This window comes from Fontimonas sp. FW305-C-3 (genome assembly GCF_058783185.1).
The window spans coordinates 465979-480272 of sequence record NZ_JBYSYK010000001.1; the positions used below are offsets into that span (position 1 = coordinate 465979).

The 14294-nt window shown below is 66.4% G+C and carries 10 protein-coding genes; 4 read left to right on the plus strand and 6 right to left on the minus strand.

What is annotated here, in order from left to right; translation table 11 throughout:
- Positions 1–4: 4 nt before the first annotated feature.
- Positions 5–736, minus strand: a complete 732-nt coding sequence (locus tag AC3WUF_RS02150; protein ID WP_492421951.1) for a hypothetical protein — start codon at positions 734–736, stop codon at positions 5–7.
- The gene (locus AC3WUF_RS02155) at positions 733–1731 is read right to left on the minus strand and encodes a DUF3187 family protein (protein ID WP_492421953.1); all 999 of its coding nucleotides are present in this window, start codon (positions 1729–1731) and stop codon (positions 733–735) included. Before AC3WUF_RS02155 ends, AC3WUF_RS02150 begins: the two co-directional genes overlap by 4 nt.
- 147 nt (positions 1732–1878) lie before the next feature.
- Here AC3WUF_RS02155 and AC3WUF_RS02160 point away from each other — a divergent pair, with 147 nt between their 5' ends.
- Complete coding sequence (locus AC3WUF_RS02160; protein ID WP_492421955.1) at positions 1879–2952, plus strand: 3-deoxy-7-phosphoheptulonate synthase; 1074 nt, start codon at positions 1879–1881, stop codon at positions 2950–2952.
- Between the two features lie 64 nt (positions 2953–3016).
- Here AC3WUF_RS02160 and AC3WUF_RS02165 read toward each other — a convergent pair whose 3' ends face one another.
- Positions 3017–3964: a type IV pilus assembly protein FimV gene (locus AC3WUF_RS02165; protein WP_492421957.1), complete on the minus strand. Its 948-nt coding sequence runs from the start codon at positions 3962–3964 to the stop codon at positions 3017–3019.
- A 268-nt stretch (positions 3965–4232) separates the two neighbouring features.
- On the opposite strand from AC3WUF_RS02165, the gene AC3WUF_RS02170 reads away from it, so the two are divergent.
- A complete protein-coding gene (locus AC3WUF_RS02170; protein WP_492421959.1) occupies positions 4233–6317 on the plus strand; it encodes an EAL domain-containing protein in 2085 nt (694 codons plus the stop codon).
- Here AC3WUF_RS02170 and AC3WUF_RS02175 read toward each other — a convergent pair.
- From AC3WUF_RS02175 to AC3WUF_RS02185, 3 genes are all read right to left on the minus strand, one after another.
- Positions 6314–6634: a response regulator transcription factor gene (locus AC3WUF_RS02175; protein WP_492421961.1), complete on the minus strand. Its 321-nt coding sequence runs from the start codon at positions 6632–6634 to the stop codon at positions 6314–6316. The two genes, AC3WUF_RS02170 and AC3WUF_RS02175, sit on opposite strands and share 4 nt — an antisense overlap.
- A 19-nt stretch (positions 6635–6653) precedes the next feature.
- Entirely contained in the window at positions 6654–8099 is a 1446-nt protein-coding gene (locus tag AC3WUF_RS02180; RefSeq protein ID WP_492421963.1) for an aldehyde dehydrogenase, read from the minus strand.
- Positions 8100–8212: 113 nt separating this feature from the next.
- On the minus strand, positions 8213–10864 hold the full coding sequence (locus tag AC3WUF_RS02185) for a helix-turn-helix transcriptional regulator (RefSeq protein ID WP_492421965.1): 2652 nt from the start codon (positions 10862–10864) through the stop codon (positions 8213–8215).
- A 136-nt stretch (positions 10865–11000) separates the two neighbouring features.
- Between AC3WUF_RS02185 and AC3WUF_RS02190 the strand changes: the two genes are divergently transcribed.
- Together AC3WUF_RS02190 and AC3WUF_RS02195 are read left to right on the plus strand one after the other, a co-directional pair.
- Positions 11001–12647, plus strand: coding sequence for a flavin-containing monooxygenase (locus tag AC3WUF_RS02190; protein ID WP_492421967.1), 1647 nt, complete (start codon positions 11001–11003; stop codon positions 12645–12647).
- Between the two features lie 42 nt (positions 12648–12689).
- Positions 12690–14288 carry a fatty acyl-CoA synthetase gene (locus AC3WUF_RS02195; protein ID WP_492421969.1) on the plus strand — a complete coding sequence of 533 codons (1599 nt, stop codon included), beginning with the start codon at positions 12690–12692 and terminating at the stop codon, positions 14286–14288.
- The last annotated feature ends 6 nt before the right edge of the window (positions 14289–14294 follow it).

Here is a 14294-nt window from a genome sequence, read left to right on the forward strand (position 1 = left end):
GTGCTTACCAGCGGTAGTGCAGCCCCAGACTGACCACCGGCCAGTAGCGCAGGCCTTCGATGTCCTGTTCGACTTCGTCGGCCTCGTTGGCGAGTTCGTTGCGGAACGCCGCGGCGCGCGGATCGTTGCTCTGGACATCGAATCCGGCGGGCCCATTGGGATCGCAGGCGGTCAGCGTTGAATCGCAGGCCACGCCCTCGGCGCTCAGCGACACGGACGGCGTCTTCGCAAACATCACGCCGGCGTCGAAGCTGAGGCCGAAGCCGTTGCCACCTGTGGTGCCGCCCCAGCCGAAGCCCAGATACGGCGCGGCCGAGCCGAAATCGATGTCGCCATCGAGGCGGCCGGTCGCGGTGTACTCGCGGCCGCCGACCTCGTACTGATCGTTGTCGCCGACCGTTTCCAGCGTGACTTCCGGCGCCGAGCTGTAGAGGCCGGCACTGACGCGGAAGCCGCCCGCGAAAGGTTTGATATCGATCATCGCCTGCGCCGCGCTGAAGCGGATGTCGCCGTCGTAGTCGATGCCGTCCTCGTCGAAATCGCGGCCGAGCGAGCCGAAGGCATAGCCGCCGCGCAGGTCGATGTAGTCGTTCAGGCGATGCGCGTACTCGACGACGAGGCCGCCGCTGCCGGCGCGCAGGCCGATCGCATTGCTGTTGTCGTTTGCCGCGAAGGCGGGACCACTGGCCAGCACCGCTGCGGTGAGCAGGCTGCGGTAAACGAGAGAGGGGTTCATTGCGCGCTGGTTCCGAGATCGGCAGACAGGTGAATCACGAAATCCGGCGACGACTCGGTGATGACATCCTCGACGACCGCCAGACGCCAGACCTGGCCGCCCTGCTGGCGGTAGCTCAGGCCAAAGCTGAGCAGGCCGCCCGGATCGCTCAGGGCTTCCAGCTCGCTGTCGTCATATAGCGGCGCGTGCGCGTAAAACTGTAGGCCCGCATCGAAATGTTCGGTCAGCGCATAGCCGATCGATGCCCAGCCGAACGGCAGGAACTCGCGCTGCAGCGCTTCCAGCGGGCCGTCGGCACGCTGCGCGCTGAGGCCGCCGGCGACGACGCCGGTCCAGCGCTCCGTCGAGCCGAACACATAGGGCTGCTCGTACCAGACCGCGCCGCCCAAGCCGCCGCCGAGCAGCTCGTCGGCATCGGCGACCGGCAGCTGCAGCATGCCGCGCAGGCAGCCGCCGCTGTCCTGGCAGCGCGCCGCCGTCAGGCGGATGTCGCCGACCGTGTTGGCCCCGTCGTTGACGTCGAACACGAGCGCGCCGTCGCGCACGTAGGCGTAGCGGTAGTCGTCGCGCGGCAGCTGGTCGCGGCCGCCGTTGGGCAGGCCGAAGGTGTCGTGCCAGGACTCAATCGCGGCATCGAGCATGCCGCCGCCGGCGAACAGCAGCGGCACCTCGACGCCGAAATCGGTGCCCGCCCACTGGGTCTGGTACTGCAGGCCGAGCCGCAGGATCTCGCCGTCGACGATCAGGGTTTCGGTGCCGGCGGCGTCGATGACGTTCTCGCTGGTCCAGTCCAGGGTGACGCGCGGCCCCGGGCGGTCATGGCTGGCGCTCGGGATCGGCAAGGCCGCGAAACGGGCCAGTGCGGACTGATTGAAGCTTGGAAAAACAAAGGCCTCGCGTGCCTGGGCCGGGCCGGCCAGCAGGCCGACGAGGCCCAGCAGCGGGGTCCAGCGGGACAGGACGGGGCGGAGTCGAGGCGGGCGCGGGGCGGACATGAAGTTACCGGACGTTTGGACCGAGCCATTGTGCCGCTTCGCCCAGCCCCCGCCCAGAGACCCGGCTGGATGCCCGGCGGACGATGTTGCCCTCTGCATGATCTGCTAGCATCCCCGGCCCCTAGCGTCATAACCGGTTGCAGTCACATGCGTTTCGTTACAGAAAACACCCGTATTGGTTCCGTCCGTGAGGTAGCGACGCCGGCCGCGATTCAGGCCGAGCTGCCGCTGACCGATGCCGCGTCGAAGACGACCTTCGATGCGCGTCGTGAAATCCAGGACATCCTCTACGGCCGTGATGACCGCCTGCTCGTCATCGTCGGGCCCTGCTCGATCCACGACACCGACGCCGCGCTCGATTACGCGAAGAAGCTGCTGCCGATGCGCGAGGCGCTCGCCAAGCATCTGCTGATCGTCATGCGCGTGTATTTCGAAAAGCCGCGCACCACGGTCGGCTGGAAGGGTCTGATCAACGATCCGAATCTCGACGACAGCTACGACATCAACAAGGGCCTGCGCGTCGCGCGCAAGCTGCTGCTGCAGCTCAACGAGCAGGGCGTGCCGGCCGGTGTCGAATACCTCGACATCCTGACCCCGCAGTACCTGACCGACCTCGTCAGCTGGGGCGCGATCGGCGCGCGCACGACGGAGTCGCAGCTGCACCGCGAACTCGCATCGGCGCTGTCGTGCCCGGTCGGTTTCAAGAACGGCACCGAAGGCAGCGTCAAGGTCGCGGTCGACGCGGTGATGTCGGCCTCGCATCCGCACCGCTTCCTGTCGCTGACCAGCGAAGGCCAGGTCGCGATCTTCGAGACCAAGGGCAATCCGGACTGCCACATCATCCTGCGTGGCGGCAGCGCCGGCACCAACTACGATGCGAAGAGCGTCGATGCGGCGGCGGCGGCACTGACCAAGGCCAACCTGAAGCCGAAGATCATGATCGACTTCTCGCACGCCAATTCGAGCAAGCAGCACAAGCGCCAGATCGTCGTCGGCCAGGACGTCGCGCACCAGCTCGCCGGCGGCGACGAGCGCATCATGGGCGTGATGATCGAATCGCATCTGGTCGAAGGCCGTCAGGAAATCGGCCCGCGCGACCAGCTCTGCTACGGCCAGTCGATCACCGACGCCTGCATCCACTGGGACGACACCGCCGAGCTGCTGCGCACGCTCGCCAACGGCGTCGAGCAGCGCCGTCTGCGCCAGGCCCGCAGCGCCTGAGCTCCACCGGCATCAAAAAAGCCCGCGCGAGCGGGCTTTTTTGTGGGCGCGACCCACGCCTGGATCAGGCCATCAGCGCGCTGTCGCTCATCATGTTGCGGCGCAGGCGGCGTGCGTAGATGAACAAGCCGATCGTCACGGCAACCATCACCAGGAAGACCAGCCACGGCGAGCCCATCGGCAGTCCGCGCGGCTGCGCGGGCACCAGCGGCGCGCTGTGCGGCTTTGCCGCCGGCTTCACGACCGCGCGTTCTGCCGGCGGCGCAGCGACATCGGTCGTGCGGGCTGCGGGCGCTTGCGCCGCTGCGACGATCTCGTCATCGGCTTCGGGTTCCGCTTCCGCTTCCGCGTCGGTGGCCTTGGCGAGGGGCTCGGGATTGTCGCGCAGCCAGGCGAGGCTGTACGCCGACAGCGCCGCGGCGAGCTGGAAGCGCGGTGCCGGCAGTGTGAAGTCTGCCGGCCCGGCGGTGGCCTTGGGCTTGTCGCGCACCGGCTTGTCGCGCGGCATGGGCGTTGCCGCTGCGGCCTGAGCGGTCTCGGCCGGCAGCGGTGCTGCGCTTGCCAATGCGATGCGGGTATCGATCGCCGCGGATTCGTCGGCGGCGCCGGCCACACCGGATGCCACCGGCGCCTCGGCAGACGGCGGATCGAGCAGGACCGGCAGCTCGCGGACGATGCGCATCGCCGCCTGGCCGACTTCGATACGCAGCGTCAGCAAGGGCTCCCACACCGGCAGGCTGGAACTGATCTGCAGGCGCTGATGCACATCGTCGAGCGCGACGATGTCGAGCCGGATCGCGCCCGGCACGCCGGCGATGGTCCAGGCTTCGGAACCGTCGGTATTGATCAGCCGCGCGACCGGCAGTCCGCCGCTGCTGTGATCCGACTCGATCGCCACGTCGACCCGCAGCGGCTCGCCGAGGCTGGACATGATTTCCGGCGCACCGAGCGACAGCGCGGCCGCCGGCAGCGCGGTCGCCAGCATCAACAGCGCCGCGAGGGCCCGGGCCATGCCTGGTGGCAGGCCGCCGCGTCGGCGAGAGTTGGCTTGAGAGTCTTTGATGGCAGGCAACGGATGGGCCAGGTTAGCGTGCTAAGTTACTACAGCTCGCTGACCCTGCCTGCCCCCCATATGGGTCGGATTCTTGCGGGAAAACAAAGGCTAGGATGCGCGCGAAAAATTATTCGAGGGGACTATGGCAGCGGCTGCGTCAGCGCGAAAGAAAGCACCGGGATCCCTGAGGGCTTGGCTCGACGGGCGCCGTCGCGTCTGGGGCCAGTTGCGCTACGCCATCTATGTCGGCCTGCTGGTGTTCAGCACCGCGTTCGTCGTCTTCGGCCTGCTGATGACGAAGCTGATGATTCCCGCCGACGGCGTCTTCACGTATCTCGGCCACAGCTACAGCGGCCGCGAACTGCAGCGCCAGGTCTTTCTGCCGTACTGGGGCATCGTCATGATCATGACGGCGCTGATCTATCTGTATCTGCTGCGCATCCTGATCCTGCCCGCGGAAGTGCTGCGCAACCGTCTGAGCATGGGTCAGCGCAAGCGGCGTGAATCGCCGGACGCGGCAACGGAATCGGCCTATCGCCCCGAAGACATCGAAGTCCTCGAGGTTTCGGTGCAGGCCGCGCGTCAGCAGGTCGACGACATGCAGGCCCTGCTGGTCCAGCGCAGCGATCTGCTCGGCAAGCGCGAGACCCAGCTCAAGCTCAGCGAGAAACGCCACGCGGCATATGTGGAAACCCTCGCCGAAGCGGCGATCGAGACCGACGCCGAGGCCGTCATCGTGTCGGCAACCGCAATGGCGGCACAGCTGCTCGGCACGTCCGCCGCCGCGCTGGTCGGCAAGCGCATCGTCGACGTTCTCGCGGTGTTCGATGGCGAAAAGGAAAAGTGGCGCGAGCACTCGCTGGCTCCGCAGGTCGCGGGGCTGCTGACCGCGGGCGCATCCACGCCTTGGCTGTATCGCGGTGTCATGGCGGATCGCAACGGTACGCCGCAGCCGGTGTCGATCACGGTGCTGCCGTTCGACAGCGGCAGCCAGTCGCTCGGCGGCACGATCAGGCTGTTCGCCGAAGGCCAGATGCCGGCGCTGCTCGAAGGCACCAACCCCGCCAATGCGCTGCTCGATCCGGAGTCGGGGCTGCCGAACCACCAGGCATTCCGCTCCCGCGTCGCCAAGCTGATCGAAGGCTCGCGAGAACACGCGATGACGCACACCGTCGGCCTGTTCGTCGTCGCCGGCGTTCGCGACGAGGACGATCCGGCCGAGACCTTCCGGCAGAATCTTGCCGGCATGCTGGGCCACACCCTGCGGCGCAGCATGGAAGGCACGGCCGAGCTATACCGCATCGGCGGCGTCGCGTATGGCCTGATCAAGACCGCCGCGCGGCCCGACTCCATGCGCGATCTCGCCGAGACCGTGCGCGCCCTGTGTCAGCTCGACGTCGCGCGTCTCGACGATGAGCGCGGACATCTGACGGTCCGCTACTCCCTGGCCGACCTCAGCAGCGCCAGCGAAAACCCCAACGCCGTCGAGGCGGAGCTGGTGGCGCTGCTGAGCAATCAGGCGACGCTGCGTGCCGCGACCGGTTCGGCGTCCGACAAGGAAAAGGATCTGCTCGTCGCACGCGCACGCTGGGTTGCCGAGCGCATGCTCGACAACCGCCTGCGCCTGACATCGCAATCGGTGCTGACCACCGATGCGGCCATCGCCCGCAAGCCCTGGCTCGAGGTGTTCGTACGACTTGAGGATGACGACGGCCACTGGCTGGAACCGGCGCACTTCCTCAAGGCGGTCGAGCATGTCGGCGAGGTCGATCGTCTCGACAGCGCGGTGTTCGAGCGCATCGTCACCGCCTGCCGCGAGGAGCCGACGCTGCTCGAACGCTACGAAGGCATCAGCCTCAACGTCAGCACGCAGTCGCTGGCCAGCGAGCACTTCCTCAACCATCTGATCGAATCGACGCGCGCGCTCGGCGTCGAGCCTTCGCGCTTCGCGATCGAGATCGACCAGCGCCTGCTGAGCGCGCCGCCGGCGGCGATGTCCGGCGTCGAGCTGCTGTTGTCGGCGGGGGTGCGCATCATCGTCGATGGCTGCAACGACATCCGCGGGCTCGGCCTGATGCGCCAGGTGCGGCCGTTCATGATCAAGCTGTCGAGCGATCTGCTCGACGCCTCGAAGCTGGATCCGGTCATCGATGCCGAGCTGCAGGCCATTGTGTCGTCGGCCAAGGTGCTCGGTGTGCGCCTTTCGGCCAAGAACGTTGCCGACGGCGCCGAGCTCAGACGGCTGTCGGCGCTCGGCATCCAGTACGCACAGGGCGTCGGCGTGGAATCGATTGGGCCGATCGTCGGTTAGGAAGCGTTGTCGATCAGACCCAGATCACGGGCAGTGATCAAGGCCTGCAGGCGGTTGGCGACGTGCAGCTTTCCGTAGATGTTCTTGAGGTGGAACTTGATCGTGTTCTCGGTGACGAACAGGCACCGGCTCATCTCCTTGTTCGTCGCGCCGCTGTCGAGATGCTCGAGCACGCGCAGCTCCTTGCTCGTCAGTGCGGTCAGCAGCGTATAGCCGGCGAGCTTCCTGCGGCTCATGCCGGCGCCCACCGTCGTCGGCATCTGATCGCCGAATGTCATGCCCTTGTCTTCCTCTGCGCTGCGTACGTCGAGATTCATGGCTGGCCTGACAAGCGGATTACATCAGGTACGTCGACTTCCACTGCTGGTAGCCGGCCAGGGTTTCCGGGCCGAGTTCGCGGCCGATGCCACTGGCCTTGACGCCGCCGAACGGCGAGCCGATCGCCGGTGCATAACCGTTGATGCCGACAGTGCCGGTGTGGATGCGATCGGCAACCGCACGCGCATGCGCTTCGTCTTGGCTCCATACCGAACCGCCGAGGCCGAACTCGTTGTCGTTGGCCAGCAGCAGCGCTTCTTCTTCGTTCTCGTACTGGATCAGCGACAGCACCGGTCCGAAGATCTCCTCGCGCGCGATCGTCGCGCTGTTGGAAACATCGGCGAACACGGTCGGCTCGACGAACCAGCCGCGCGACTGATCCTTCGGCCGTCCGCCGCCGGCCACCAGACGGCCTTCCTTGCGGCCGGTTTCGATGTACTTCTCGACCCGTTCGCGATGCAGTCGCGAAGCCATCGGGCCGACCTGCGTCGTGGCGTCCACCGCCAGCCCCACCTTCAGCGACGACACCGTCGTCGCGATCGCGTCAACGAGTTCCTTGTAGCGGTTCTTCGGCACCAGAATGCGGGTGCTGTTGAAACAGGTCTGGCCGTTGTTCAGCAGCGAGGCGAGCGGCAGGCGTTCCTGCAGCGTGCCGACGTCGACATCGTCGAGCAGGATGGCCGCGGACTTGCCGCCGAGCTCGAGGCTGACCGGGCGCAGCAGCTGGCCGCATTCGCGGGCGACGATGCGTCCCGCCGCGGTCGAGCCGGTGAAAGCGACCTTGTCGACGCCGGGATGCGAAACCAGATAGGCACCGACCTCGCGATCGGCCTGCACCCAGTTGATGACGCCCGGCGGCAGGCCGCTTTCGAGCGCTGCTTCAGCCATCAGGTAGCTGTCGAGCACGGTGCCCGGCGACGGTTTCATGACCAGCGTGCAACCTGCCGCCAGTGCCGGTGCGATCTTGCTGAGCGCGAGAGCGATCGGGTAGTTCCAGGGCACGATGGCGGCTACCACGCCGATCGGCTTCTTGCTGACGATGGTCTCGCGACCGAGCTGCGCGGCGCGGCGGTCTTCGACGGCCGGCTTGTCGATCAGGTCCGCGTAGAAGTTCACGAGGCTGAGCGCGATGCCGGCCTCGAAGGCCGAGCTGAGCCACATCGGCATGCCGTTCTGGCTCGACACCGCGAGTGCGAGCGCGTCCTTGCGCTGCTGCAGCGCTGCATCGAAACGGCGCAGAACCGCAGCGCGCGCGGACGGCGTCAGATCGCGCCAGGCCGGCGCTTCGAGCGCCGCACGCGCGGCGGCGACGGCGCGATCGATATCGGCGTTCTGGCCTTCCGGAACCGTGGCAACGCTGGACTCGGTCGACGCATCGACGATCGTGAAGGTCTTGTCCGACGAGGGCCGGACCCATTCGCCGCCGATGAAGAAATGGCGCCGATCCAGATCGGAATTGCTCATGCTGTTCTCCTGCTTATGGTTGCGACTCGAGACGAGTGCCTGCTGTTCTGTCTGCAGGCTAGGGCGGCACTACCCGCCCCACCACTACCCGTTTCGGGTGGCCTGGACAGTGCTCAGTCGGCGCGGCGCAGGCGCTTGATCAGTGCCACGTACGCTTCGGACCGCCGGCTGACGCCGAGCTTCGCGAAGATTTTCTTGAGGTGGAATTTGACGGTGTTCTCGGAGATGTTCGCGCTCGTCGCGATCTCATGATTCGACATGCGCTGGCTCAGGTAGCCGGCGATCTCGCGCTCCCGCTCGCTGAACTGGCCGATGTCCATGGCCGCCGCATCAACGGCCGTTTCCGAGGGGATAGCAGGGCCGTTGCTTTCGGCATCGGACAGGAAGCCGATCAGCGGAGAATCCGGCTGGGCCTGCAGTGAGTGCAAGAAGTGCGCCTTCAGCTCCGGCTGCTCGCGAACCTCCTCGAGCGCCGAGCGCACGAATCCGCTGTCGTGAGCGAGACGCACGCTGGCGGCGAACTGGCGCGCGGCCGGATTGCGCAGTCCGCGCGCCTCCAGCAGCTGGGCCTTGCAGAAGCCCAGGCGCAGGTTCAGCAGCGCGCAGTCCGGTCGCAGTCCCAGCAGCACATCGAGGGATTCGGAGGCTTCCGCATATCGCTCCTCCTTGATCGCCAGCCGGATCGGCGCCAGCGTGCGTCCGGTGAACAGCTCCTCGAACGTCAGCCAGGCCTGATCGGGAATCGCGGTTGCGTCGTGACCCGATCTGCCGCGCTCGGCCCGCTGCTCGCGCTGCAAGGTCTGCACGATTCGCGGCCAGCCGCTCTGTGACGCGATGACCTCGGCTTCGGCAAGCAGGGCGTGGTAGGCATCGTCCTGCCGCAGCGCGCGGTGCGCGCGCAGCGCCGACAACACGCCGACCGCGAACAGGTCCGGAATGGCGCAGCCGAGAATCATGTCGCGGTAGCTGGCAAACGTCGCGAGTACCTCATCGAGACGGCTCGATTCATACAGGCACCACAGATAACAGCAAGCCAGCGGCGCGGTGGCAAACGGCAGATCCAGCGCGCGGCGCTGTGCGATCAGCGCGGTGCTCAGATGCTCGATGGCGTCCGCGGTCCTGCCCTTCAGCAGCAGGCTGAGCCCATGCACGCTGGCGGTGTATCCGGCGCTGAAGAAGGCCTGGCCTTTCTCGTTGTAGGCCTTGGCCGTCGCCAGCGCACGCTCCGCGCCGCGGAAGTCGCCCATCACCAGCTTGCCGAAGGCGTCGAGATTGGCAGCCGCCGCGAGTTCGAAGCTGGTGAAACGATCGAGATCGCCGCGTCGATTCCTGACACGACCGGTGATCCGGAACGCCTGGTCCATCTGGTCGGCACAGATCGCGATGATCGAGCGGACCGGCGCTTCGTCGGGTGGAACGTCGGCGCCGTCTTCGGTCTCGCCGGTGTCCATGATCTTCGCGAGCTTGCCGCGTTGGCGCAGAAACGCCATCGCCCATGCCAGGCGGCGCTGGAGCACCGGGCGGCGCCGGATCTCGCCCAGCGGCAGGCACTCGAACCAGCGATCGGCAATCGACAGCTCGCCGTCGGCGACGAGCCGCTCGGACCAGCACTCGAGGATTTCGGCCGCGGCGGCGAGATCGTTGGCGGCGACGGCATGATGCATCGCATCGCCCGGCACGCCGTTCGCGAAGAACCACTTCGCGGCGTCCTGATGCAGCTGACGGAACCGCTCGGGGGACTCGGTCAGCAGCTGCTCACGCAGCTGGGTGGCGAACAGCGTGTGGTAGCGGAACCAGCCGGAGCCGTCGTCGATCGCACTGACGAACAACCCCTGCTTCTCCAGGCGCGTGAGTATCGCCTTGGAGTCGGACCGCCCCGTCAGCGCGTTGCAGATCTGCGCATTCAGGCGATTGAGGATGCAGGTGCGTTCGAGAAATGCGCGTACATCGGTCGACAGTCCGTCCAGCACGCACTCGGTCAGGTAGTCCGCCAGGCCCTGCGGCCGGTACTGATCCAGGCCCCGGAGCACTTCGACCGGCGACATCCGCGACACGCCCAGGCGGAACAGCTGGATCGCCGCCGGCCAGCCCTCGGTGCGCTGATGGATCGCGTGAATGTCCCGGTCCGATGCCGCCGCCGTTTCGGTGGAACGGAAGAAGCTGCGCACCTCGTCCTCGGAGAAACACAGATCCCGCGCGGACAGCGCCAGCAGCCGGTCCGAGACGGTCAGGCGCGGAATGCCGACATCCGGCGACGACCGGGCCGCGATGAAGATCCTGACGTGCGGCGGCAGCTTGAGCAGGAAATCCTTCCAGAAGGCGAGGACGGACTTGTCGCTCAGCGTCTCGAACTCGTCGATGAACAGTGCAATCGCGCAGTCTTCCTGCTCAAGCAGGTCGACGATCCAGTCGGAGCGGTCGGCGCGACCGCCGCCGCCACCGCCACCGCGCTTCGAGCCGCTGCCGGCGAGCTTTGCGGGCGGCAGGAACTGGCGCAGCATCCGCTGCAGGTGCGCCGCGTGATGGCTCGCATCGTTGTCGGAGTCATCGAGAATCAGCCAGCCGCAGCGAACGCCGCGGTTCTCGCATTCGTCGCGAACCTGTCGCAGGACGGTTGACTTGCCGTGCCCTGCCGGCGCCTGCAGCAGCACGATGGGCGCCGCGTTGTCGGCGAACACGCGGGCGAGTATCGCGTCGCGGCGGATGCGCTGCGGTGTCGGCGCGGCGTCGGACGCCGCGCGGGTGATGGGGCTCGCCTTGTTCATGCCAGCTCTAGTTGATCGTCTCCTCGGATCAAACTACCCGATTCGGGTAAGGGTCTCCGCTACCCGATGCGGGTAGTGGCTGGGGTGGCGGCGCGTTTCCTACGGTGTAGCGCACATCGAGAGGAGACGCAAAATAATGAACGCACCCTGCAACCCGACATCTCAAGGCCGCGATCCGGGCCACGACGCTGGCCATGACCTTGATGTCGTCATTGTCGGCGCCGGCTGGGCCGGGATGTACATGTTGCATCGCTGCCGCAAGCTCGGCCTGTCCGCCAAGATTCTCGAGAAGGGCCCGTCGGTGGGCGGCACCTGGTACTGGAACCGCTATCCGGGCCTGCGTTGCGACGTCGAGAGCGTGCAGTACTCGTACTCCTTCGATCAGGAGCTGCAGCAGGACTGGACCTGGCAGGAGCGCTACGCGACCCAGCCCGAAATCCTGCGCTACGCCAACCATGTTGCCGACCGTTTTGATCTGCGCCGCGACATCCTGTTCAATGCGCCGGTCGCCTCGGTCGTTTACGACGAGCAGACGCGGTTGTGGAACGTGCAGGCCGAAGGCGTCGGCATCATCGCGGCGCGCTTCGTCGTCATGGCGACCGGCTGCCTGTCGGTGCCCAAGGACGTCCAGCTGCCCGGCATGGATCTCTTCAATGGCGAGGTCTATCACACGGCGCGCTGGCCGGAAGCGCCGGTGGATTTCAGCGGCAAGCGTGTCGGCGTCATCGGCACCGGCTCATCGGGGATCCAGGCGATCCCGATCATTGCCGAGCAGGCTGCGCATCTGCATGTATTCCAGCGTACGCCCAGCTACAGCCTGCCGGCGAAGAATGCCGCGCTCGACCCCAAGTACGTCGCGTCGATCAAGGGTTCCTATGACGAACTGCGCGATCAGGCGCGCAAGCACATGGTCGGCATTCCCGGCGAAACCTACGCGGCTTCGGTCTTCGATGTCTCCGAAGAGACGCGCACGAAAATCTTCGACGCCTGCCACGACAGCGGCCTGCCGTTCGCGCTGATGGTGTCGTTCGGCGATCTGCTGATCAGCGAGGAGGCCAATCGCGTCGCCCAGGACTATCTGGCCAGCAAGATCCGCGAGCGCGTCGGTAACCCGGAGCTGGCCGAACAGCTGATTCCGCAGGGCCAGTTCGTAGGTACCCGGCGACTCTGCCTCGACACCAACTACTACGAGAGCTTCAGCCGGCCCAACGTCACGCTGCAGAACCTGGCGCGCGATCCGATCGACGAGATCACCGAGCGCGGCGTGCGCCTGAACAGCGGTGCCGATATCGAACTCGATTGCCTGGTCTACGCGACCGGCTACGACGCGATGACCGGCGCGCTGCTGTCGCTCGACATCCGCGGCGAAGGCGGCGTTGCCCTGCGCGAACGCTGGGCCGAAGGTCCGCGCACGATGATGGGCCTGATGGTCGACGGGTTCCCGAATCTGTTCACCGTCACCGGTCCGGGCAGTCCGGCGGTGCTGAGCAACATGGTGCTGTCGATCGAGCAGCACGTTGACTGGATCGCCGACTGCCTGCGCCACCTGCAACAGAACAACAAGTCCGCGATCCGCGCGCTGCCGGAAGCGCAGGCGCAGTGGGTCGACCACGTCAACGAGGTGGCTCACTCGACGCTGTTTCCGCGCGGCAACACTTGGTACATGGGCGCGAACGTGCCCGGAAAGCCAAGGGTGTTCATGCCCTACCTCGGCGTCGGCGCGTACCGCGAGCTTTGCGACAAGGTCGCCAGCGAGGGCTACCAGGGCTTCGCGATGAGCTGAAGCGTCGCCGCGACACACCATTAAAAATACGAGGAGAGAGCGATGAACGAAGCTGCAGAGAACTCAGGACTGGTCCGGTCCGCACGCCGGCAGCGGCTTGCCGATCTGCTGCACCGCAGTGCCATGCGCTTTCCGGACAAGACGGCGCTGATCTACCGGGATGTCCGGCAGACCTTTGCGCAATTGAACGACACGGTAAACCGGACCGCGAACGCGCTGGCGGCGCGCGGTGTCGGTCGCGGTGATCATGTGGCGCTGCTGTCGCATAACAACCACGGCTTCGTCGTCACCCGCTTTGCGCTCGCGCGCCTGGGTGCGGTCGCCGTGCCGATCAACTTCATGCTCAGCGCGCCGGAGATCGCTTTCATTCTGGACAACGGCGAGATCTGCGCCATCGTCGCCGAGGATGCGCTGACCGCTGTTGCCGATGCCGCGATCGTCGAGGCGCAACGGCCGATGAAGCTGCGCGGCTCGATCCGAGAGAAGTTGGTCACGACGCCGACCGGCTGGGAACTCGTGCAGTCCTGGATGGAGCATCCCGACAGCGCGGAGCCGGACGTTGACGTCGACGACGATGCGCCAGTGCAGATGATGTACACCAGCGGCACCGAATCGCGCCCCAAGGGCGTGCTGCTGTCGGCACGCAGCCTTTATGCGCAGTATGCGAGCGTCATCATCGACGGCGAGATGAGCGCCGACGATGTGGAAGCGCACCCGATGCCGCTGTATCACTGCGCGCAGCTCGACTGCTTCCTGACGACCGATCTCTACCTGGGTGCGACGAGCATCGTGCTGCCGTCCTCGGATGCCGGCACCCTGCTCAAGACGATCGCGGCCGAGAAGGTCACCAAGCTGTTCTGCCCGCCGACGGTGTGGATCTCGCTGCTGCGGCATGCCGATTTCGACGCCACCGATCTGTCGTCGCTAAAGAAGGGCTACTACGGTGCGTCGATCATGCCGGTCGAGATCGTCAAGGAGATCGCGGCTCGTATCCCGGCGCTGCGGCTCTTCAACTTCTACGGCCAGACCGAGATGTCGCCGGTCGCGACGATCCTCAAGCCCGAAGACCAGTTGCGCAAGCTGGGCTCGGCCGGGCGGCCGGCGATCAACGTCGAAACGCGAGTCGTCGATGACAACGATGAGCCTTGCCCGGTTGGCGTCGTCGGCGAGATCGTTCATCGCAGTCCGCATGCGACACTCGGCTACTGGAAGAATCCGCAGAAGACCGCCGAATCCTTCCGCAACGGCTGGTTCCACAGCGGCGACCTCGGCGTCTTCGATCGCGAGGGCTACCTGAGTGTCGTCGATCGCAAGAAGGACATGATCAAGACCGGCGGCGAGAACGTCGCCAGCCGCGAGATCGAGGAAGTGATCTTTGCGCATCCCGCGGTGTCCGAAGTCGCGGTCTTCGGTATTCCGCATCCGCGCTGGATCGAAGCGGTGACGGCGGTCGTTGTCGCGCGCGCCGGGAAAACCCTGTCCACGGAGGATCTCACCGCCTTCTGCCGCGAACGTATCGCCGGCTTCAAGGTGCCCAAGTTCTTCGAGGTCGTCGACCAGCTGCCGAAGAACGCCAGCGGCAAGGTTCTGAAGCGCGAGCTGCGCGACCGCTTCGCCAGCCGCGCCGATGCGCTGAGCTGAACCTCC

Coding starts and splice junctions, on each gene's coding strand:
- AC3WUF_RS02155 (WP_492421953.1), bottom strand. CDS start 1,731: ATGTCCGCCCCGCGCCCGCCTCGACTCCGCCCCGTCCTGTCCCGCTGG.
- AC3WUF_RS02150 (WP_492421951.1), bottom strand. CDS start 736: ATGAACCCCTCTCTCGTTTACCGCAGCCTGCTCACCGCAGCGGTGCTG.
- AC3WUF_RS02190 (WP_492421967.1), top strand. CDS start 11,001: ATGAACGCACCCTGCAACCCGACATCTCAAGGCCGCGATCCGGGCCAC.
- AC3WUF_RS02165 (WP_492421957.1), bottom strand. CDS start 3,964: ATGGCCCGGGCCCTCGCGGCGCTGTTGATGCTGGCGACCGCGCTGCCG.
- AC3WUF_RS02160 (WP_492421955.1), top strand. CDS start 1,879: ATGCGTTTCGTTACAGAAAACACCCGTATTGGTTCCGTCCGTGAGGTA.
- AC3WUF_RS02180 (WP_492421963.1), bottom strand. CDS start 8,099: ATGAGCAATTCCGATCTGGATCGGCGCCATTTCTTCATCGGCGGCGAA.
- AC3WUF_RS02195 (WP_492421969.1), top strand. CDS start 12,690: ATGAACGAAGCTGCAGAGAACTCAGGACTGGTCCGGTCCGCACGCCGG.
- AC3WUF_RS02185 (WP_492421965.1), bottom strand. CDS start 10,864: ATGAACAAGGCGAGCCCCATCACCCGCGCGGCGTCCGACGCCGCGCCG.
- AC3WUF_RS02175 (WP_492421961.1), bottom strand. CDS start 6,634: ATGAATCTCGACGTACGCAGCGCAGAGGAAGACAAGGGCATGACATTC.